Here is a 20897-nt window from a genome sequence, read left to right on the forward strand (position 1 = left end):
GCAGCTCTTTTTTCTTTGATATTTTATTCGTATCAGCGAAATTAACGTTTTAATGCATCTGTGAGTTCGCTGCGAATTTCAGCTAATAATGCTCTGACAACGCGAGGGTTACCCGCAACAATATTACCTGTTTGTAGGTAGCCATGGTTACCTGTAAAGTCAGAAACGATAGCTCCTGCTTCACGAGCGATTAATTCGCCACCTAAGAAATCCCAAGGTTTTAAGCCAATCTCAAAGAAACCATCAACACGACCAGCAGCAACATAAGCTAAATCTAATGCTGCTGAACCTGTACGACGGAAGTCAGCACAAGGTACAAATAGTTTACCTAACATGTTCATGTAAGCGGCTGAATGTTGTTTGCTTTTGAATGGAAAACCAGTCGCAAGAACTGCACCGTCTAAATCGCGAGCGTTAGAGCCGCGTAGACGATAACCATTTAATTGTGCGCCTTGACCACGAACGGCTGAGAATAATTCGTTACGCATAGGATCGTAAACAACAGCAACTTCAGTACGGCCTTTAATGCGTACAGCAATAGAAACAGAAAAGTGTGGAAAACGTTTAATGAAATTAGTGGTGCCATCAAGTGGATCAATAACCCATTGTATATCGTGATCTTCACCGAGTAACTCGCCACTTTCTTCCGTAATAATGGTGTGTTTTGGATAAGATTTACGGATGATTTCAATGATTGCTTGTTCTGCGTCACGGTCGACGTTAGTGACAAAATCATTGGTACCTTTCTGGTTAGTTTCTACAGATTCAGGATTTTCGTAATTTTTGGCGATTAAATTACCAGCCTTACGTGCGGCACGTATGGCAATATTCAGCATCGGATGCATGGTTATCTTCCACAAGATGTTAAAGAACGGGGATAAAAAACGTGCCAGAGTATAACAGACATTCGTGTTTCTGGCTACAATTGTGATAAAATAGATGGATCACAAAGCAATTAACAAGAAATCAATGTTAGAAAATATTCGCATCATCCTTGTAGAAACTTCTCATACAGGCAATATGGGCTCTACAGCTCGAGCTATGAAAACCATGGGATTAACCAATCTTTATTTTGTTAATCCAAAAGAAAAACCGGATTCACATTCTATTGCCTTATCAGCAGGCGCAAGTGATGTTATTGGCAATGCACATATTGTTAATAGTATCGATGAAGCGATTGAAGGTTGTGGGTTAGTTATAGGAACAAGTGCTCGTAGCCGTACACTTTCTTGGCCAATGCTTGCGCCTCGTGAATGTGGTGAGCGCTGTGTTATGGAAGCGAAAAATAAGCCTGTTGCTGTTATTTTTGGTCGTGAACGCACAGGTTTAACTAATGAAGAATTACAAAAATGTGATTTTCATTTGTATGTTCCGACTAATCCAGAATATGGTTCTTTAAATTTAGCAATGGCTGTCCAGCTTGTTAGTTATGAAATTCGTATGGCAGCACTTGCCCAAGAAGAAAAACAAGAGGAAAATAACTCATCAGAGATTGATTATCCACCGGCAGATGATATAGAACGTTTTTACGTTCATTTAGAACAGGTGCTTAATGAATCTGGCTTTATTCGTCCTAAACATCCGGGACAAGTGATGAGTCGTTTACGCCGTCTATTTACGCGTGCACGCCCGGAAACACAAGAACTTCACATCTTGCGTGGTATCCTAACGTCAGTTGAGAAATGGGCTAAGAAATAGAGGGCAAAGTTGATTAACTTAAGTCAACTTTTGACCGAGTATAATACTTGACTAAAACACTCGGATAAATAGTTGACTAAATTACTCGGGAATGACACAATTTGATTATTGTTCACCACGGAGTATTTGTTATGAGACTGACATCAAAAGGGCGTTACGCAGTTACTGCAATGCTTGATGTTGCATTGCATTCACAGCAAGGCCCTGTCCCCCTCGCTGATATTTCAGAGCGTCAAGGGATTTCCCTTTCTTATCTTGAGCAACTTTTCTCACGTTTGCGCAAAAATGAATTAGTTGCAAGTGTTCGTGGTCCTGGTGGCGGCTATTTATTAGGCCGTGATGCAGGGCAAATTTTTGTTGCTCAAGTTATTTCTGCGGTTGATGAATCTGTCGATGCTACTCGTTGTCAGGGTAACAAAGAAGGTTGTCAAGGTGGCGATCGTTGCCTGACTCATACTTTGTGGCGTGATTTAAGTGATCGTATAACCAGTTTCCTAAGCAGTATCAGCCTTGAAGAGTTAGTCAATAACGAAGAGGTTATGGATGTCGCCGATCGTCAAGACAATGAGAAACGCCATGCAATAAATGGTCGTTTACAAGAAACCATTGTTAATATGAGAGTTTAACGGCGATCTCTAGGTAGGCAAAAACAAAATTATTAAAGAAGATCCGTCGTCTTTGGAGTTAGTGAGCAATGAAATTACCCATTTATCTAGATTATTCAGCAACCACTCCTGTTGATCCACGAGTTGCTGAAAAAATGATGCAATGTCTGACTATTGATGGCATTTTTGGTAACCCAGCCTCTCGTTCACACCGTTTTGGTTGGCAAGCAGAAGAAGCTATTGATATTGCACGCAATCAGATTGCTGATTTAATTGGTGCAGATCCTCGTGAAATTGTATTCACATCAGGTGCAACTGAAGCTGATAACCTCGCACTAAAAGGTGTTGCTAACTTTTACCAGAAAAAAGGTAAGCACATCATCACTTCGAAAACCGAACATAAAGCCATTTTAGACACTTGTCGTCAACTTGAGCGTGAAGGTTTTGAAGTTACTTATTTAGCACCAAAAAGTGATGGTCTGATTGACCTGAAAGAGCTTGAAGAAGCGATGCGTGAAGACACTATTTTAGTTTCTATCATGCATGTAAATAACGAAATTGGTGTTGTTCAAGATATTGCTGCTATCGGTGAATTATGTCGTAGCAAAGGTATTATTTACCATGTAGACGCCACACAAAGCGTTGGTAAATTACCGATTGATCTTTCTAAGTTAAAAGTTGATTTACTTTCTCTTTCTGCGCATAAAGTATACGGCCCTATGGGTATCGGTGCACTTTATGTTCGTCGTAAGCCACGCATTCGTTTAGAAGCACAAATGCATGGTGGTGGACATGAGCGTGGTATGCGTTCAGGTACATTAGCCGTTCACCAAATTGTAGGTATGGGCGAAGCTTACCGTATTTTGAAAGAAGAAATGGCTGATGAAACTAAACGCTTAAACGAATTACGTTTACGTTTATGGAATGGCATCAAAGATATCGAAGAAGTTTATATCAACGGTTCTTTAGAGCACACTGCGCCAAACATTCTTAATGTGAGCTTCAACTATGTTGAAGGTGAATCATTAATGATGGCACTCAAAGATCTTGCTGTATCTTCAGGCTCTGCCTGTACTTCAGCAAGTTTAGAACCTTCTTATGTACTGCGTGCTTTAGGTTTAACTGATGAACTTGCACACAGTTCTATTCGCTTCTCTCTAGGTCGTTTTACCACAGAAGAAGAAATAGATTATGCAATTGAACAAATTCACAGTGCAATTGGTCGCTTACGTGATCTTTCTCCACTTTGGGATATGCATAAACAAGGTGTTGATATCAACAGTATCGAATGGTCTCACCATTAATCAGACGTTTTCAGGAGTTAAATCATGGCTTATAGCGAAAAAGTAATTGATCATTATGAAAACCCTCGTAATGTGGGATCATTTGATAATAATGACCCTACTGTAGGGAGTGGTATGGTTGGCGCACCCGCTTGTGGTGACGTTATGAAACTGCAAATCAAAGTTGATGATAATGGCGTAATTGAAGATGCGCGTTTTAAAACTTATGGTTGTGGTTCGGCTATTGCATCAAGTTCACTGGTAACAGAATGGATGAAAGGCAAAACATTAGATGAAGCTGAATCTATTAAGAACACAGCAATTGCAGAAGAATTAGAATTACCACCAGTGAAAATTCACTGTTCAATTCTTGCAGAAGATGCAATAAAAGCAGCGATTGCAGACTATAAAAGCAAACGCCAAGGCAAGTAATTGTCTTTTATAATAAAAAAATAAAATATTGGCGGATGCTGAAACTTTTTTTCAGTATCCGCTTTCGTTCTTTATGAGTGAGGTGTGCCATGTCAATTTCCCTTACGGAATCCGCAGCTAATCGTGTTCGCTCTTTTCTATCTAATCGTGGAAAAGGTGAAGGTTTACGTTTAGGCGTAAGAACATCCGGTTGTTCTGGAATGGCTTATGTTCTTGAGTTTGCTGATGTCATCAATGACGAAGATACTGTTTTTGAAGACAAAGGTGTGAAAGTTATCGTTGATGGCAAAAGCATGGTCTATTTAGATGGAACCGAGCTTGATTTTGTCAAAGAAGGATTAAACGAAGGCTTCAAATTTAACAACCCAAATGTATCGAATGAGTGTGGTTGTGGTGAAAGCTTTACTGTGTAATTTGTGTTAAAACACAGTATTAACGTTAATTAATCCAAGAGTAGATGTATGGACTATTTCACACTATTAGGCATGCCTAATCGTTTTGATATTGATAAACAGCAACTTGCTGCACGTTATCAAGATATGCAACGTCAATATCACCCAGATCGTTTTGCAGGTCAGTCTGAAAAAGAACAGGCTCAAGCAATTTCGCTTGCTTCAACCATCAATCAGGCTTATCAGACCTTAAAAAATCCACTCTCAAGAGCTGAATACATGCTCTCATTACAGGGTATCGATATTGCTAATGAGCAACAAACGATGCACGATACTGCTTTTTTAATGGAGCAACTCACATTACGTGAAGAGCTGGATAACATCGAACACAGTGCTGAAGCGGAAAGTTTGTTAGCCGATTTTTCTGCGCGTTTAGAAAAAATGTACGCAGTACGCCATGATGAAATGGTTAAAACGTTAGGTAATCAAACTTGGGATATTGCTGCAGATAATGTAAGAAAATTGCGTTTTCTTGCAAAATTAAAAGAGCAAGTAGAACAACTTGAAGAACGCTTGTTTGATGGTTTTTAAGGGAAATAGTTATGTCATTATTACAAATTAGTGAACCAGGTCAAACACCTGCACCGCACCAGCGCCGACTTGCAGCGGGTATTGATTTAGGTACGACACACTCATTAGTTGCCACTGTACGTAGTGGGCAAGCCGAAGCGCTTTCTGATAGTGAAGGTCGCTATTTATTGCCATCTGTCGTGCAGTATCAAGTTGATAATATCAACGTTGGTTGGAATGCTAAAAAAGAAGCAGAAAAAGATCCTGCTAACACGATAAGTTCAATTAAAAGAATGGTGGGTCGCTCACTAAGTGATGTGATAAGCCGTTATCCAAATCTTCCTTATCATTTTCATGAAAATGATAATGGTTTACCGCTAATTAAAACAGTTGCAGGCATTGTTGATCCTATTCAAGTCTCTTCTGACATCTTAAAAGCATTGGCTGAACGTGCAACTCAATCATTAGGTGGAGAGCTTGATGGTGTTGTTGTTACCGTTCCAGCTTATTTTGATGATGCTCAACGTCAAGGTACAAAAGAAGCTGCTCGCCGTGCTGGTTTGCATGTTTTACGTTTATTAAACGAACCTACTGCGGCAGCTATTGCTTATGGTTTGGATTCAGGAAAAGAAGGCACCATTGTTGTTTATGACTTAGGTGGTGGTACTTTTGATATCTCTGTTCTTCGTTTAACTAAAGGTGTTTTTGAAGTCTTAGCAACTGGCGGTGATACTGCATTAGGTGGTGATGATTTTGATATGATGCTGGCCGATTGGATAAGAGAACGCGCTGGTTTTGGACATCAAAAAGATGCTGTATTACAACGTCAATTACTGGATGTTGCATCAGAAACGAAAATTGCATTGAGTGATAACGATGTTGCGGATATCAACATTAATGGGTGGAAAGGTGAGATCACTCGAGCCGAGTTTGAATCATTAATTCAATCATTAGTAAAGCGTACACTATTATCTGTTCGCCGTGCATTAAAAGACGCAGATGTTGAAATAGATGAAGTTCTAGAAGTGGTTATGGTTGGTGGTTCAACACGTGTACCATTAGTTCGTCAAATGGTTGGTGATTATTTTAAACGTGAACCTTTGACTTCTATTGATCCAGATAAAGTGGTTGCCATAGGAGCTTCAATCCAAGCTGATATTTTGGTTGGGAATAAACCAGATAGCGAAATGCTATTGTTGGATGTGATCCCTCTTTCTCTTGGTCTTGAAACAATGGGCGGATTAGTTGAAAAAGTGATCCCACGCAATACCACTATTCCTGTTGCTAGGGCACAAGAATTTACGACATTCAAAGATGGTCAAACAGCAATGAGTGTTCACGTTGTTCAAGGCGAACGTGAGATGGTAAGCGATTGTCGTTCTCTTGCTCGTTTTACACTGCGTGGTATTCCACCAATGGCTGCAGGGGGGGCACATATTCGTGTCACATTCCAAGTTGATGCTGATGGTTTACTCAGTGTTAGTGCCATGGAGAAATCAACGGGTGTTGAAGCTTCCGTACAGGTCAAGCCTTCTTATGGTCTTAGTGATACTGAAATCGCTAAGATGATCCAATCTTCGATGGAAAATGCCCAAGAAGATTTACAAGCTCGTCGTTTAGCCGAGCAAAAAGTCGAAGCAGCTCGCGTGTTAGAAAGTTTAACTGCGGCATTAGAAGAAGATGCTCATCTGTTAAATGAAGATGAGAAAATGGCTATCGACAAAGTTGTAGATACCTTAATAGAGAGCGTTGAGGGAACAGATCCTGTTGCTATTGAAAACGCGATTAAACTACTGGATAAGCAAACTCAGGATTTTGCAGCGCGTCGCATGGATTCATCTATTCGACAAGCGTTGGCAGGTCATTCTGTGGATGAGATATAACTATGCCTAAAATTGTATTTTTACCCCATAGCACACTGTGCCCTGAAGGTGCTGTTGTTGACGCAACAGAAGGTGAATCTATTCTAGATGTTGCATTACGCAACGGTATTGAGATTGAACATGCTTGTGAAATGTCTTGTGCATGTACAACTTGTCACTGCGTAGTGCGTGAAGGATTTGATTCACTAGAAGAGAGCTCTGAGCTTGAAGACGACATGTTAGATAAAGCATGGGGTTTAGAGCCAGAAAGTCGCTTAAGTTGCCAAGCAAAAGTGACTGACGAAGATTTAGTTGTTGAGATCCCTAAATATTCGATCAATCACGCAAGAGAGCATTAATTTTAGGAGCCAAGCATGAAATGGAGTGATACACGTGAAATAGGGGAAGCATTATTTGATCTTTACCCTGACACAGATCCTAAAACGGTGCGCTTTACTGATATGCATCAGTGGATTTGTGATTTAGAAGATTTTGATGATGATCCACAGAAATCAAATGAAAAAATTCTTGAGGCTATTTTACTTGTTTGGCTTGATGAATTTGAATAATTGATGACATCGTAAATTTAAAAGACTGGCTTATTGCTGGTCTTTTTGCATTATGGGCCTTTCACATTTACCTTTATTAACGATTTAAAAATAATCGTAAAGAGGGAAGTCTGGATATTTTATTGTGCGATCTTCTTCGAGGAATATTATGTAAATACAGAAGATCACTGGTTGATAATGGTGGCCTCTTGGTTTTTGCAGTAAATTGATCACGCTAAATAGTAAATATCTGGTAGTCTGAATAGGTTAACTGCCACCAGTAATAATAAGTGAGACAATAAATGAATAAACAAATTATGCCTATCATGCTGTCAAATGAACCTGCTGCTGCATGTTGGGGAGAAAAAGCACTAATTAGCACTAGCGAAGCCGGCATGACAATCCACTTAACGGAAGAAAACCGTTTAGGCGCTATTCAGCGTGGTGGACGTAAAATTGATGGTCAAGGTATTCGTAATGTTGCACTTGTTGGCGACGGCTGGGATTTAGAACGTAGTTGGGCTTTCTGGTTAGGTTTTAGAGCACCTAAAGGCGCTCGTTCAATCGAATGGCCACAATTAAAGGATGCAGATAAACACGAACTAGAATCACGTATTCGCATCGTTGATTGGGTTAGAGATACCATCAATACACCAGCTGAAGAATTAGGGCCTGAACAGCTGGCACAACGTACTGTTGATCTTTTCTGTGGTCTTGATAAAGAAGAGATTAGCTATAAGATCACTAAAGGTGCTGATCTGCGCGATCAAAATTATGCCGGTATCTATACGGTAGGACGTGGTTCTTCTCGTGATCCTGTGTATTTAGCGTTAGATTTCAACCCAACAAAAGATAGTAATGCCCCTGTATTTGCTTGTTTAGTGGGTAAAGGTATTACTTTTGACTCAGGTGGTTATAGCATTAAACCATCATCATCTATGAATTCAATGAAAGCTGATATGGGGGGCGCTGCAACGTTAGCAGGTGCTTTAGCATTAGCGATTACTCGTGGTTTAAATAAACGCGTAAAACTATTGCTCTGTATCGCAGATAATATGGTCAGCGGTAATGCCTTTAAATTAGGCGATATTATTCGTTACCGTAATGGCAAATCAGTTGAAATCATGAATACAGATGCTGAAGGACGTTTAGTTTTAGCTGATGGTTTAATTGATGCCAGCAATATTGCACCTGAGCTGATTATCGACGCCGCAACATTAACTGGTGCCGCCAAAGTTGCAGTAGGTAATGATTATCACTCTGTATTGAGCTTTGATGATAAATTAGCTGCAGAATTACTGACTAGTGCTGAACAAGAAAATGAATTGTTCTGGCGTTTACCATTAGCGGATTTCCATCGTAGTCAATTACCTTCTAGCTTTGCTGATTTAAATAATATCGCAGCACCTTCTCATACTGCAGGTGCAAGTACTGCGGCTGCATTCCTATCGCACTTTGTCACTAACTACAAAAAAGGCTGGGTACATATCGATTGTTCAGCAACGTACAGAAAATCTTCTGTAGAACAATGGGCGGCAGGTGCTACAGGTTACGGTGTGCGTTCTATCGCGAATCTGTTATTAGCAAAAGCAAAATAATAAACGTTATTTGATTTGGAGTTTGTAATGGGTGTATCTGAACAATTTGAGACACAAGAAATTGTTTCTGTTGAAGGTTCTTCTCTAAAGTTAAGTATTCTAGAGCCACAGCCTGAAAAATTAACAACTGCACTTAGTGAGTTTTTTGGTGAACATAAACCTATCCGCCGTGCTTTCCTTGTTAATGCTCAGGAAGAAGATGAGGAAGAGTCATTTTATCTTATTGGTTTAGAAATAACGGGTAAAGAAGATGAGATTGCGCAGATACTTCCACAAGCAGCTGAATCAGCTTTTGAATATTTAGAAGAAGGGCAATCGCTAGATTTTTGCTTTGTGAATAAAGATGAAAAAGGTGTGAGTCATTTTATGATCCACCATGTATCACCTTTTTATCAACGCAAGCTTGGAGGATTTTTAAGAAAAGGGATCCCGATAGTTAATCTGGATAGTTAAATCTGCCCGCTAAATTTAGGCGATATCTCATCAGATATCGCTTTTTTTTATCTTATAATAGAAAATTAATTAAATTAGCAAATCGTTTGTATTTTTATATAACGCTTTGTTTTAGATAGGCTTTATTTTAAAAGTAAAAATAAAGCGATTTTGTATTGTAATTTATTTCGTTTTAGACGGTAAAAAATAGCTTATCGAGTTATTTTTTTACCTTATTAGAATGAAGAAATACATATATTATCTCAGCCTGCAGAAAACATCGCATTATTCAGGGGTTGAATTAAAGGAAATGGATATGAACCAAAACCAATTTAGACAATATACAGAAAAGAGAGGTTATCGTTGGAGCTCTCTAGCTGTTGTATTGGCATCAGCATTGGCTCTTACTGGCTGTGATGATAAAGCGGATGAAAATACATCATCTGCTGATAAAACACAAAATACACAATTGACTGAGCAAAAAGATGTAGCTCAGAACACATCAAAGACAGAAACTCAAATCAGTGAAAAACCGGCAGTTACAACAAAAACAAATAACGAAACTGCATTAAAAAGCAAAGAAGTCCGTGATGAGTTAGCAATGCGTTTTGCTGGAAAAGAAGTCACCGTATTAGATGCATCAGAATTACAGCGTGATGGTGCGAGCACAATGGTTGTGACTTTCTCTGTACCGCTTGATCCTGACCAAAAGTTTGATGATGTTATTCACCTTGTTGATACCAAAAAAGGGAAATTAGAAGGTGCGTGGGAATTATCTGATAACTTAATGGAACTGCGTTTTCGCCATTTACCACCATCAACAGAATTAAATTTAACAATTGATGAAAAAATAAAAGGTATTAATGAACGTACATTAATGACACCTTTTAGTCAGAAATTAACAACAGAAGAAATTTTCCCATCTGTTGGTTTCACCAGTAAGGGATCGTTACTGCCACTTGAAGCCGCTGAAGGTTTACCGATTATTGCGTTAAATGTGGGGCAAGTTGACGTAAATTTTTTCCGTGTTAAAGATGAACAATTAGCGCAATTCTTAACACAATGGGAAAGCCGTTCGAATATTAACTATTGGGAGTCAGATGAGTTTTTATCTCAAGCTGAGCTAGTTTATACCGGTCGTTTTGAATTAAATACAGAAACCAATACCCGTGAAAACGTATTGTTACCATTAAAATCAATAGATGCCCTGAAAAAAGAAGGTGCCTATATTGCGGTGATGCAACAAGCGGGTAAATACTCTTATACAGTGCCAGCAACGGTATTTACATTTAGTGATATCGGGCTGTCGATGCACAGTTATCTTGATACGTTAGATATCTTTACCCAGTCACTTAAAAATGGTTCTGCATTAGATAAAGTAGAAATTCGTCTGTTAGATGAAAAAGGTGGATTGATTTCTAAAGCGCAGACCGATAGCCAAGGGCATGCCACACTTGAGAAAAGTGATAAAGCACGTTTATTGATGGCTATTCGTGATGGGCAAACTAGTATGATTGACTTGCGTAAGCCTGCGCTTGATCTTTCTGAATTTGATATTGGTGGCCCGCAAGGTTATAGCAAACAATTTTTTGCTTTCGGTCCTCGCGATCTCTATCGTCCTGGTGAAACATTAATCGTTAATGCCTTGCTACGTGACGGTGATGGTAATCCAATTAAAGAGCAACCTGTTAAAGTCGATTTACTTAAAACAGACGGGCAAGTTTCTCGTAGTTTTGTTTGGCAACCTGAAAAGGGTCTTTACCAATTAAAATTAGTTATTCCTGAGGATGAAAATACGGGTACACGTACCCTACGTTTTGATGTAGGAGATGGTACTCCTCGTTTCTATGAGTTTCAGGTTGAAGATTTTATGCCAGAACGTATGGCATTAGAAATCACCGGTAAGAAAGGAATTATATTAAGTGGTAATGACGCTTATTTTGACATTAAGGGTCGTTATCTTTATGGCGCGCCAGCTGCCGATAATCGCTTACAAGGACAAGTTTTCTTAAAAGCTTCTCGTGAAGCTGTCAGTAAATTACCCGGCTATGAATTTGGTGCTGTAAAAGATGAAAACTTCAGCCGTCTATTAGATGAGTTTGAACTTAATTTAGACTCTGATGGTGAAGGGGGGGTAAATGTTGATAGTGAACGCTATGAAGAGCTGAAATCACCGATTAATATTATTTTACAAGCAAGTTTACTTGAAGCGGGTGGACGACCTGTTACGCGTCGTTATCAACAAGCTGTTTGGCCAGCGACTCACCTTGCGGGTATTCGTCCTGTCTTCCCTAAAAAAGAAGTCTACGATTACCGTACAGACAAATATAAATCAGGTTATAGCGTTGATGAAAACTCAATGGCTGAATTTGAAATTGTCTATACAGACCAAGAAGGTAAAAAATTACCTGCTAATGATCTTAAAGTGAAGCTTATCTATGAACGTCATGATTATTATTGGCGTTGGTCTAGTTCGAATGGCTGGGAATCTGGCTATAACGAAAAAGATCTGCAGATGGATGAGCAAACAATCAAGATCGCGAAAGATGGTACTGCAAAAGTAGCATTCCCTGTTGAATGGGGTTCTTATCGTATTGAAGTTGTCGATCCTAAAACAGAATTAGTCAGTAGCTTACGTTTCTGGGCTGGGTATTCTTGGATGGATAACACGGGGGGAACAGGTGCGGTAAGACCAGATCAAGTGAAATTGAAACTGGATAAAGAAGGTTACTTACCAGGTGAAAAAGTTAAGTTAAACATTGTTGCTCCTCATCCGGGTAAAGGTTATGTATTACTGGAATCAAGTAATGGACCTTTATGGTGGCAGGAAATTGATGTACCCGAAAAAGGGCTTGATGTTGAAGTGCCTATTAATAAAGAGTGGGCAAGACACGATCTCTATCTAACTTCTGTTGTTGTAAGGCCGGGCGATACTTCAAAACAAGCGACAGTTAAACGTGCTGTGGGTATTTTGCATTTACCATTACAGGATAAAAACCGCCGTATTGATATTTCTCTTGATGCACCTGAAAAAATTCGCCCTAACCAAGATTTAAAAATCCGTGTTAAAGCGAATCCAGTTGCAGGTCAACCATTACCTGAAAATATTAATGTATTGGTTTCTGCAGTTGATACGGGTGTATTGAATATTACCGAGTATAAAACCCCTGATCCTTATGATGCTTTCTTTGGCCGTAAACGCTACAGCATTGACCAATATGATGTGTATGGACAATTGATTGAAGGGCAGGGTCGTTTAGCTAACTTGCGTTTTGGTGGGGATGGTGGTGAAGCTACAGCATTATCTCGTGGGGGTAAAAAGCCATTAACGGATGTGCAAATCATTGCTCAACAATCAGCTCCAGTAAAATTAAATGCGCAAGGTGAAGGTGAAGTTTCTTTACCTATTCCAGAATTTAATGGTGAAGTTCGTTTAATGGCGCAAGCTTGGACTGCGGATAAATTTGGTAGCCAAGAAGGTAAAGTTGTGATTGCTGCACCTTTAGTCACTCAGCTTTCATTACCTCGCTTTATGGCTGGTGGTGATAGTGCACTTTTATCGTTAGATTTAACTAATCTAACAGATGATGCGCAATCTATTACTTTAAATTATACCGCTTCAGGTCTGGTGGGATTAGGTGGTGCTGAAAGTAAAACTGTCTCGCTAACGAAAGGTGAACGTACTCAAATTCAAATCCCAGTAAAAGCGAAACATGGCTTTGGTCAAGGTGAGTTCTCATTGTCTATTTATGGTATTAAAGTACCGGGTGAAGAGATTAAGCCTTATCACAATACATGGAATATTGGTGTTCGCCCTGCATTCCCAGCAGAAACGATCCATTATGCAAGTACATTGCAAGATGGTGACACTTGGCGCTTACCATCAGAAAGTTTAAGTCGCTTTAATAACTCAACGCTTGAAGGTGAATTATTACTGACAAGCCGCCCTCCGTTACAAGTGGCGCGTTATGTTAGAGAATTATTTGCTTATCCTTATGGTTGCTTAGAACAAACCGTTAGTGGGCTTTATCCTTCACTGTATTCAACAGAAAAAGAGTTGAAACAGTTGGGAATTAAAACGCAAACTGACGCTGATAGAAAAGCAGCGATTGATAAAGGTATTGCTCATCTGTTGACGATGCAAAAATCAGAAGGCGGATTCGCTTTATGGGATCAGGGAGGACGTGAAGAATATTGGTTAACCGCTTATGCGACTGATTTCTTATTCCGTGCATCACAACAAGGTTATTCAGTTCCTGCTGATTCATTAAAACGTGCGAATGATCGTTTATTACGTTATTTACAAGATAAAAGCTTAGTTAATTATGAATATGCAGTTAATCAAGATGCAGCACGTTTCTCAGCTAGGGCTTATGCTGCGTTAGTATTAGCTAATCAGCAAAAAGCACCTTTAGGTGAATTACGTCGTCTCTATCTTGAGCGTAACCAAGCTGGAAATGGTTTAGCCTTAGTTCAGTTAGGTATTGCACTAAAACTGATGGGTGATAGTAATCGTGCTGAAAGCTTGATTGCTGAAGGTGTAACAACAACGCGTAAATATAATTATGGATTAGGTGACTACGGTAGCACCATTCGTGACCAAGCATTAATTATTGCATTGTTAAGTGAAAATAACCTTGAAACACAATCTCGTGATGCAAGTGTGATGACACTATCTGATAATTTAACAAGCCGTGAATGGTTCTCAACCCAAGAAAGTAACTCGTTATACCTTGCTGGGCGTTTCTTTATTAATATGGCAGAACAGCCTTGGGAAGTAGCTGTTAATCGTCAAGTCCCTGCAATCAGTAGCGATCGTGCAGTTAATGAGACATTAACATCAACACAATTACAAGAAGGTTTAGAGCTAAATAATCGTGGTGGCGCCACTATTTATTCTCGGATGAATATCGTGGGCTATCCGAAAGTTGCACCCACTCCTTATAGTAATGTATTAAATGTTCATCGTAGTTATTATGATTTAAAAGGAAATCGCGTTCATCCTAATCGCTTACAAAGTGGTGAAATGCTGGTGGTTAAACTGGAAGTTTCTGCTGATAGAGACGTATCTGATGCATTAGTTGTTGATTTATTACCTGCTGGTCTTGAAATCGAAAACCAAAACTTAGCATCAAGTAGTGCAAGCTTAAGTGATAGTGCCGCAGACTTGCAGGAATTTATCGACGACATGGGACAAGCAAATATCAAACATCTCGAATATCGTGATGATCGCTTTGTTGCCGCTATCTCTGTTGATAAATACCGTCCAACGACATTGCTCTATTTAGCAAGAGCAGTAACACCGGGTAGCTATCAAGTACCACCACCACAAGTTGAATCTATGTATGTGCCTTATTGGCGTGCAATAGGAGCAACAGAAACTAAGATTGACGTTGTTCCTTAAATCTTGTAGCCCTTTCTTCGGAAAGGGCTTTTTCCTTTGAGTGATTGAATGAAACTAGGGTATAAACGGCTTATTGCTGTAATCATTATTTTTTTTCTAGCAACGCCGATTTTAGTCTGGATCGCAGATAAAACTTGGCCTCTCCCTGATCCTGAACCTCAAATTGCGACTATTGTTACGGCGCAAGATGGTACACCTCTTTGGCGTTTTGCCGATAAAGAGGGAGTATGGCGTTACCATGTCAAACTCGATGATGTCTCTCCTGAATATTTAGAAGCCTTAATTACTTATGAAGATCGCTGGTTTTATCAACATCCTGGTGTTAATCCCATGTCGATATTACGAGCGGCGTGGCAAGATCTAAGTTCCGGAAGAATAGTGTCGGGCGGAAGCACATTATCAATGCAAGTGGCTCGCCTTATTGATCCTCACTCCCGTACTTTAGGGGGGAAAATCAAACAACTTTGGCGCACCTTGCAATTAGAGTGGTATTACTCAAAAGATGAAATTTTGGAGATTTACCTCAATAGAGCACCCTTTGGCGGTACACTAGAAGGTATAGGCGCAGCAAGTTGGGCTTATTTAGGCAAATCACCCGCTGATTTATCTGCGGGTGAGGCGACATTGATGGCGGTATTACCACAAGCTCCAAGTCGTTTACGACCAGATAGATATCCTGAACGTGCTCAAGCAGCTAGAGATAAAGTATTAGATAGGCTGGCAGAGTATCAAATATGGCCACAAGAAAAAATTGATGAAATCAAAGAAGAGCAGGTTTTATTAGCACCAAGGCAAACACCGCAATTAGCACCATTGCTGGCTCGTCGTATGTATAACGAAAAGCGAGAGCCTGTTATTACAACAACGATTGATATTAATATTCAACGACAACTCGAAGATATTGCAAATCAATGGAAGTATCAATTAGCAGATAAAACATCCTTAGCCATACTCGTTGTTGATCATACGGATATGAGTGTGAAAGGGTATGTCGGTTCTGCCGATTTTAATGACAATTCGCGCTTTGGTCATGTTGATATGATTAGTGCTTGGCGCTCGCCGGGTTCAACATTAAAGCCATTTATTTATGCACTCGCATTAGATGAAGGGCTTATTCATGCAGAATCACTTTTACAAGATGTTCCTCGTCGATTTGATAATTATCGTCCTGGTAATTTTGACTCGGGTTTTAATGGGGCGGTCAGTGCTAGTGAAGCTCTAAGTCGCTCTTTAAATTTACCTGCGGTACAACTTATCGAAGTGTATGGTGCAAAGAAATTTGCAGCAAAATTGCGTCATAACCATATTGAAATGCGTTTTCCTTATGGCTCAGAGCCAAATTTAGCGCTGATCTTAGGAGGAACGGCAACACGAATGGATGAGCTTGTTTCTGCTTTTAGTGCATTAGCAAGGCAAGGAAAAACAGCGCCGTTACGTTTTAAACCGGAACAAATAATAGAAAACCGAGTGTTGATGTCACAAGGTGCTGCATGGATTATTCGGCGCATATTAGCCGGAGAAGCCAGACCTCGCCCAGATAGCGCAATTTCCCCCGTTGTTCCTTTGGCTTGGAAAACAGGGACAAGTTATGGTTATCGGGATGCCTGGTCTATTGGTGTTAATGCGCGCTATACCATTGGTGTTTGGGTGGGCAGGCCTGATGGAACACCTGTAGCTGGGCAATTTGGCTTTGCGACGGCTGTTCCTATTATGAATCAGGTCAATAACTTATTAACAGGCTATTTCTATCAAAATAAACAAAGACCACCAACAGATTTACGTCCTAATAGTGTAACTTCGGCAACAATCTGTTGGCCTACAGGTAAGGCATTACCTAAAGAAGACAGTAACTGTAGAGTCAGTCGTCGAAGCTGGATCTTAGATAACACTATTCCGCCAACTTTATTGAATGATAACCAAGAAGGTATTTTGGGGATCAACGAAAAAATTTGGTTAGATGATGAAGGTAAACGCACTGGGCCTAATTGTCCTAACGCAGAGTTAAAAGATATTGCTTTATGGCCGATAGCATTAGAAGCATGGTTGCCTGAAAAAGAGCGCAGAGCAAAACGACTACCTGCGATTTCTGAAACTTGCCCTCCAATAAAAGAAGATATAATTCCTTTGTTTATTTCAGGTATTCGTGCTGGTGATTTATTAAGACCATTACCTGGAGAAAATAATCTTGAAATAACAGTGTCCACGCAAGGTGGGAGTGGTACGCAATGGTGGTTTTTAAATGGTGAGCAAATAGGTAAAACAGAAAACGGAGAAACATTCTCTTATTTATTAGAGAAACGAGGTAAATACCAACTTTCAGTGCTCGATCTAAGTGGTCAAACGGATATGGTTAATTTTTTATTTCGTTAAACTAAAACGATGAAAAAAACGAGAACTGAGTGATTTTTCACTAAAATAAGTTTTTAATAAAGATAAAGAGACTATTTATCGTGTGTCATTTCGGTTCTTTTTTATTGTTATTTTTAAGTTAGAGCATGGAAAGCGTCAAAAATGTGATTAGATCGATAATTCATAACTTTTTTGCCACATTTCTTTAAAAAAAAGAGGGTTCAATCTGTGCAATTCATTTTTATCCTCCTATAATCGAGCCCTATTTTTGCAGGGAATGCGGTTTTTGATTCGTTCTTCCATGATCTGCGATAAAAGAGATAAAAAAGTTATCATTAATAAAATAATTTAGAGGTAAGACATGGCTATTCAGCGCACATTTTCTATTATCAAACCAAACGCAGTGAAAAAAAATGTTATCGGTGCTATCTATAATCGTTTTGAAAGTGCTGGCTTTAGCATCATTGGTGCTAAAATGTTGCATTTAACGCGTGAACAAGCTGAAGGCTTTTATGAAGAACACAAAGGCCGTCCTTTCTTTGACGGTTTAGTTGAATTTATGACTTCTGGTCCAATCATGGTTCAAGTGTTAGAAGGTGAAAATGCGATTCAACGTCACCGTGATTTGATGGGGGCAACTAATCCAGACAACGCATTAGCGGGTACATTACGTGCTGACTACGCTGATAGCTTTACTGAAAATGCGGTACACGGTTCAGATTCAGAAGCTTCTGCTGCTCGTGAAATCGCATACTTCTTCACTGAAAACGAAGTTTGCGCGCGCTAATTTATTAGCATCTCTACGCGAAAAACAGTACAATGCGACGCCCTGTTTGATAATTAACGGGGCGTTTTTTATTATTGTTTAAATATACAAATATATAAGTATCCCGTTAGCATCAATGCTAATGCAGGCCGCATAGTGTAACAACGAGGCAATGTCATGACCCAATCTACCACTCCAGCGCCAAGCGCTTCTGTCGCTGTTTCTAAAGAAAATACTGTGAATCAAAAAACTAAAATTAATCTGTTAGATTTAAATCGTAAACAGATGCGTGAGCTTTTTGTCTCTATGGGCGAAAAACCTTTCCGTGCTGACCAAATTATGAAGTGGATGTACCACTACTGTTATGACGATTTTGATCAAATGACAGATATCAATAAGGTGTTACGCAATAAATTAAAAGAAATTGCTGAAATTAAAGCACCTGAAGTTTCTGAAGAACAACGTTCAACAGATGGCACGATTAAATGGGCAATTAAAGTTGGTGATCAACAAGTAGAAACTGTGTATATCCCAGAAGATGATCGCGCAACATTATGTGTTTCTTCACAAGTTGGTTGTGCTTTAGAGTGTAAGTTCTGTTCAACTGCACAGCAAGGTTTTAACCGTAATTTGAAAGTGTCTGAAATTATTGGGCAAGTTTGGCGTGCCGCTAAAATTATTGGTTCATTAAAAGAGACTGGTCGTCGTCCTATTACTAACGTCGTTATGATGGGAATGGGCGAGCCGTTGCTGAATCTAAATAATGTTATTCCAGCACTTGAAATCATGATGGATGATTTTGGTTTCGGTTTATCAAAACGTCGCGTTACTGTCTCTACATCAGGCGTTGTACCTGCGTTAGATAAATTAGCAGATGCGGTTGATGTAGCTTTAGCTATTTCGTTACATGCACCAACTGATGAAATTCGTGATGAAATCGTTCCAATTAATAAGAAATATAATATTGCAATGTTTCTTGAAGGTGTTCGTCGCTATATTGCTAAATCAAACGCGAACCAAGGGCGAGTGACTATTGAGTACGTTATGCTTGATCATATTAATGACAGCACAGATCAAGCTCACCAATTAGCTGAACTTTTAAAAGACACGCCATGTAAGATTAACTTAATTCCATGGAACCCGTTCCCAGGTGCACCATATGGACGTAGTTCCAATAGTCGAATTGACCGTTTTTCTAAAGTATTAATGGAATATGGTTTTACGACTATTGTACGTAAAACGCGAGGTGATGATATCGATGCGGCTTGTGGACAATTAGCCGGCGATGTTATTGACCGTACAAAACGTACACTGAAAAAACGTCAACAAGGTGAACTAATTTCAGTAAAAGCAGTCTGATACGGTTAGAAATCTCTTTCTTTGTGAAGTGTATTACACAATTACAATGTAGAGAGATCACGGATGAATATATTTGAGGAATAAAACGATGATAAGGATATCATCAGTAGTTATAACTATTGGCTTGATGTTATTGACATTAGGTTGTCAATCGTCAGCCAATCAACAACGTGTTGCAGTGTCTACACGTTTACAATTAGGTGATGCATACTTAGCTGAAAGACAATATCAAATAGCACAATATCATTTCCAAAAAGTGTTATCGGTGATGCCAAATCACCCTGATGCTAATTTAGGAATGGCATTAACATCTCAGTTATTGGGAAATTCTATTCAAGCGTTAGATTATTACAAATTAGCGATGAAGTCGAAGCCAGTAAATGTTAATGTATTAAGGCTTTATGGTAATTTCCTTTGTGAACAAAAACTATTAAACAATAATAGTGTGTCAATTGAAGATATACCGCCAGATTATTTGGTTTGTCAGCAAAGTGATCATAAAATATCAATAAATTCGCGGTGAGACGTTAAGGTACTTGGTGCTTTTGCGAGTTCATCAATGTTAAACATCCAATAGCCACAGTGCCTAGATTGCTAATGAATACTGAAAACAAAACCGAAGAAGTGAAATTAACAGCAGGTCAACTTTTACGCCAGGCACGAGAAAAAGTGGGGCTAACACAACAAACTGTTGCTGATCGACTTTGTTTGAAGTTATCAACAGTGCGCGACATTGAAACAGATTCCGTTTCTTCTAATATTGCACCAACATTTTTACGCGGATATATGCGTTCTTACGCTAAGTTAGTCGGCGTTCCTGAAAAAGAAATCCTTGGTTTTATCGACCAACAAGCTCCAGTTAAACAAATTAAAATGACAACCACACAAAATTACTCATTAGGCAAACGTCATAAAAAGCGTGAAGGTTGGCTAATGAAAATCACATGGGTGATTTTGATTGTTATGGTTGCTCTCGTAGGTGTTTGGTGGTGGCAAGGTCATCAGGCTGATCAACAAGAATTAGTCTCTATGGCATCTCAAGACATAGGGCAAAATAGTACACAAGAAAACACCAACACGATAGATCCTTCTTTAGTAACCTCAGATAATACGTCAACATCTGAAGGTGATAATTTACAAGTACCTGCTCCGTCATTAGTTGATAATCAGGCGAATAATGTCGCTACAACATCATCAACGACTGAAAAGATATCACCAGCACCAACAGAAGTGAAAACGGTTCCATTACCCGTATCACCTTTAACAACATCAACAACTTCTCGTGCAGATTCAGAACAAGAATCCACCTCATCGGAAGCTCCTGCTATTGCGAATCAATTGGTTCTTATGTTTGATGGTGAATGTTGGTTAGAAGTTCGTAATGCTCAAAATAAAGTCTTATTTAACGGTATTAAGAAAGCGGGTGATCGTTTGGAATTTGATGGTGAGCAACCTTATAAACTAAAAATAGGCGCACCTTCTGTTACTCGCATACAGTTTAATGGTGAATCTGTTGATTTAAGCCGTTTTACTGGAAAAATAGCAAAAATAACAGTACCGAGTGCTTAATCTGACTACATATTTGAGCAAGCATGGAAG

General features: G+C 39.3%; 18 protein-coding genes. 17 read left to right on the forward strand and 1 reads right to left on the reverse strand.

What is annotated here, in order from left to right; translation table 11 throughout:
- Window positions 1–41: 41 nt before the first annotated feature.
- Entirely contained in the window at window positions 42–845 is an 804-nt protein-coding gene (suhB, locus tag DK858_RS04475; protein ID WP_100158396.1) for an inositol-1-monophosphatase, read from the reverse strand.
- Window positions 846–969: 124 nt separating this feature from the next.
- On the opposite strand from suhB, the gene trmJ reads away from it, so the two are divergent.
- The 17 genes from trmJ to rodZ all read left to right on the forward strand — a co-directional run bounded on the left by trmJ (window position 970) and on the right by rodZ (window position 20867).
- On the forward strand, window positions 970–1698 hold the full coding sequence (gene trmJ / locus DK858_RS04480; protein ID WP_109396380.1) for a tRNA (cytosine(32)/uridine(32)-2'-O)-methyltransferase TrmJ: 729 nt from the start codon (window positions 970–972) through the stop codon (window positions 1696–1698).
- Window positions 1699–1829: 131 nt separating this feature from the next.
- On the forward strand, window positions 1830–2324 hold the full coding sequence (iscR, locus tag DK858_RS04485; RefSeq protein ID WP_006533450.1) for a Fe-S cluster assembly transcriptional regulator IscR: 495 nt from the start codon (window positions 1830–1832) through the stop codon (window positions 2322–2324).
- A gap of 68 nt (window positions 2325–2392) precedes the next feature.
- Complete coding sequence (locus tag DK858_RS04490) at window positions 2393–3607, forward strand: IscS subfamily cysteine desulfurase (protein WP_072063243.1); 1215 nt, start codon at window positions 2393–2395, stop codon at window positions 3605–3607.
- Between the two features lie 24 nt (window positions 3608–3631).
- Window positions 3632–4018, forward strand: a complete 387-nt coding sequence (iscU, locus tag DK858_RS04495; protein ID WP_006533447.1) for a Fe-S cluster assembly scaffold IscU — start codon at window positions 3632–3634, stop codon at window positions 4016–4018.
- An 89-nt stretch (window positions 4019–4107) separates the two neighbouring features.
- Complete coding sequence (gene iscA / locus DK858_RS04500; protein WP_006533446.1) at window positions 4108–4431, forward strand: iron-sulfur cluster assembly protein IscA; 324 nt, start codon at window positions 4108–4110, stop codon at window positions 4429–4431.
- Window positions 4432–4479: 48 nt separating this feature from the next.
- The gene (hscB, locus tag DK858_RS04505; protein ID WP_109396381.1) at window positions 4480–5001 is read left to right on the forward strand and encodes a co-chaperone HscB; all 522 of its coding nucleotides are present in this window, start codon (window positions 4480–4482) and stop codon (window positions 4999–5001) included.
- An 11-nt stretch (window positions 5002–5012) separates the two neighbouring features.
- Entirely contained in the window at window positions 5013–6863 is a 1851-nt protein-coding gene (hscA, locus tag DK858_RS04510) for a Fe-S protein assembly chaperone HscA (protein WP_109396382.1), read from the forward strand.
- Window positions 6864–6865: 2 nt separating this feature from the next.
- Entirely contained in the window at window positions 6866–7201 is a 336-nt protein-coding gene (gene fdx / locus DK858_RS04515) for an ISC system 2Fe-2S type ferredoxin (protein ID WP_006533442.1), read from the forward strand.
- Window positions 7202–7216: 15 nt separating this feature from the next.
- Window positions 7217–7411 carry a Fe-S cluster assembly protein IscX gene (gene iscX, locus DK858_RS04520; protein ID WP_006533441.1) on the forward strand — a complete coding sequence of 65 codons (195 nt, stop codon included), beginning with the start codon at window positions 7217–7219 and terminating at the stop codon, window positions 7409–7411.
- A gap of 281 nt (window positions 7412–7692) precedes the next feature.
- Window positions 7693–8988 carry an aminopeptidase PepB gene (gene pepB, locus DK858_RS04525; RefSeq protein WP_109396383.1) on the forward strand — a complete coding sequence of 432 codons (1296 nt, stop codon included), beginning with the start codon at window positions 7693–7695 and terminating at the stop codon, window positions 8986–8988.
- 27 nt (window positions 8989–9015) lie between these two features.
- A complete protein-coding gene (locus DK858_RS04530) occupies window positions 9016–9441 on the forward strand; it encodes an enhanced serine sensitivity protein SseB C-terminal domain-containing protein (protein ID WP_109396384.1) in 426 nt (141 codons plus the stop codon).
- Window positions 9442–9736: 295 nt separating this feature from the next.
- Window positions 9737–14824 (forward strand): alpha-2-macroglobulin family protein, encoded by a 5088-nt coding sequence (locus tag DK858_RS04535; protein ID WP_458368149.1) that lies wholly within the window; start codon window positions 9737–9739, stop codon window positions 14822–14824.
- Window positions 14825–14872: 48 nt separating this feature from the next.
- Window positions 14873–17194: a peptidoglycan glycosyltransferase PbpC gene (gene pbpC, locus DK858_RS04540; protein WP_109396386.1), complete on the forward strand. Its 2322-nt coding sequence runs from the start codon at window positions 14873–14875 to the stop codon at window positions 17192–17194.
- 340 nt (window positions 17195–17534) lie between these two features.
- On the forward strand, window positions 17535–17960 hold the full coding sequence (gene ndk / locus DK858_RS04545; protein ID WP_072063236.1) for a nucleoside-diphosphate kinase: 426 nt from the start codon (window positions 17535–17537) through the stop codon (window positions 17958–17960).
- Between the two features lie 156 nt (window positions 17961–18116).
- A complete protein-coding gene (locus DK858_RS04550) occupies window positions 18117–19298 on the forward strand; it encodes a bifunctional tRNA (adenosine(37)-C2)-methyltransferase TrmG/ribosomal RNA large subunit methyltransferase RlmN (RefSeq protein ID WP_109396387.1) in 1182 nt (393 codons plus the stop codon).
- An 88-nt stretch (window positions 19299–19386) separates the two neighbouring features.
- Window positions 19387–19821: a hypothetical protein gene (locus DK858_RS04555; protein WP_109396388.1), complete on the forward strand. Its 435-nt coding sequence runs from the start codon at window positions 19387–19389 to the stop codon at window positions 19819–19821.
- A 74-nt stretch (window positions 19822–19895) separates the two neighbouring features.
- A complete protein-coding gene (rodZ, locus tag DK858_RS04560) occupies window positions 19896–20867 on the forward strand; it encodes a cytoskeleton protein RodZ (protein WP_109396389.1) in 972 nt (323 codons plus the stop codon).
- Window positions 20868–20897 lie beyond the last annotated feature (30 nt).

The sequence above is a fragment of the Proteus faecis genome (genome assembly GCF_003144395.1).
GTDB classification, from domain to species: Bacteria; Pseudomonadota; Gammaproteobacteria; order Enterobacterales; family Enterobacteriaceae; genus Proteus; species Proteus faecis.

Coding starts and splice junctions, on each gene's coding strand:
- suhB (WP_100158396.1), bottom strand. CDS start 845: ATGCATCCGATGCTGAATATTGCCATACGTGCCGCACGTAAGGCTGGT.
- trmJ (WP_109396380.1), top strand. CDS start 970: ATGTTAGAAAATATTCGCATCATCCTTGTAGAAACTTCTCATACAGGC.
- iscR (WP_006533450.1), top strand. CDS start 1,830: ATGAGACTGACATCAAAAGGGCGTTACGCAGTTACTGCAATGCTTGAT.
- DK858_RS04490 (WP_072063243.1), top strand. CDS start 2,393: ATGAAATTACCCATTTATCTAGATTATTCAGCAACCACTCCTGTTGAT.
- iscU (WP_006533447.1), top strand. CDS start 3,632: ATGGCTTATAGCGAAAAAGTAATTGATCATTATGAAAACCCTCGTAAT.
- iscA (WP_006533446.1), top strand. CDS start 4,108: ATGTCAATTTCCCTTACGGAATCCGCAGCTAATCGTGTTCGCTCTTTT.
- hscB (WP_109396381.1), top strand. CDS start 4,480: ATGGACTATTTCACACTATTAGGCATGCCTAATCGTTTTGATATTGAT.
- hscA (WP_109396382.1), top strand. CDS start 5,013: ATGTCATTATTACAAATTAGTGAACCAGGTCAAACACCTGCACCGCAC.
- fdx (WP_006533442.1), top strand. CDS start 6,866: ATGCCTAAAATTGTATTTTTACCCCATAGCACACTGTGCCCTGAAGGT.
- iscX (WP_006533441.1), top strand. CDS start 7,217: ATGAAATGGAGTGATACACGTGAAATAGGGGAAGCATTATTTGATCTT.
- pepB (WP_109396383.1), top strand. CDS start 7,693: ATGAATAAACAAATTATGCCTATCATGCTGTCAAATGAACCTGCTGCT.
- DK858_RS04530 (WP_109396384.1), top strand. CDS start 9,016: ATGGGTGTATCTGAACAATTTGAGACACAAGAAATTGTTTCTGTTGAA.
- DK858_RS04535 (WP_458368149.1), top strand. CDS start 9,737: ATGAACCAAAACCAATTTAGACAATATACAGAAAAGAGAGGTTATCGT.
- pbpC (WP_109396386.1), top strand. CDS start 14,873: ATGAAACTAGGGTATAAACGGCTTATTGCTGTAATCATTATTTTTTTT.
- ndk (WP_072063236.1), top strand. CDS start 17,535: ATGGCTATTCAGCGCACATTTTCTATTATCAAACCAAACGCAGTGAAA.
- DK858_RS04550 (WP_109396387.1), top strand. CDS start 18,117: ATGACCCAATCTACCACTCCAGCGCCAAGCGCTTCTGTCGCTGTTTCT.
- DK858_RS04555 (WP_109396388.1), top strand. CDS start 19,387: ATGATAAGGATATCATCAGTAGTTATAACTATTGGCTTGATGTTATTG.
- rodZ (WP_109396389.1), top strand. CDS start 19,896: ATGAATACTGAAAACAAAACCGAAGAAGTGAAATTAACAGCAGGTCAA.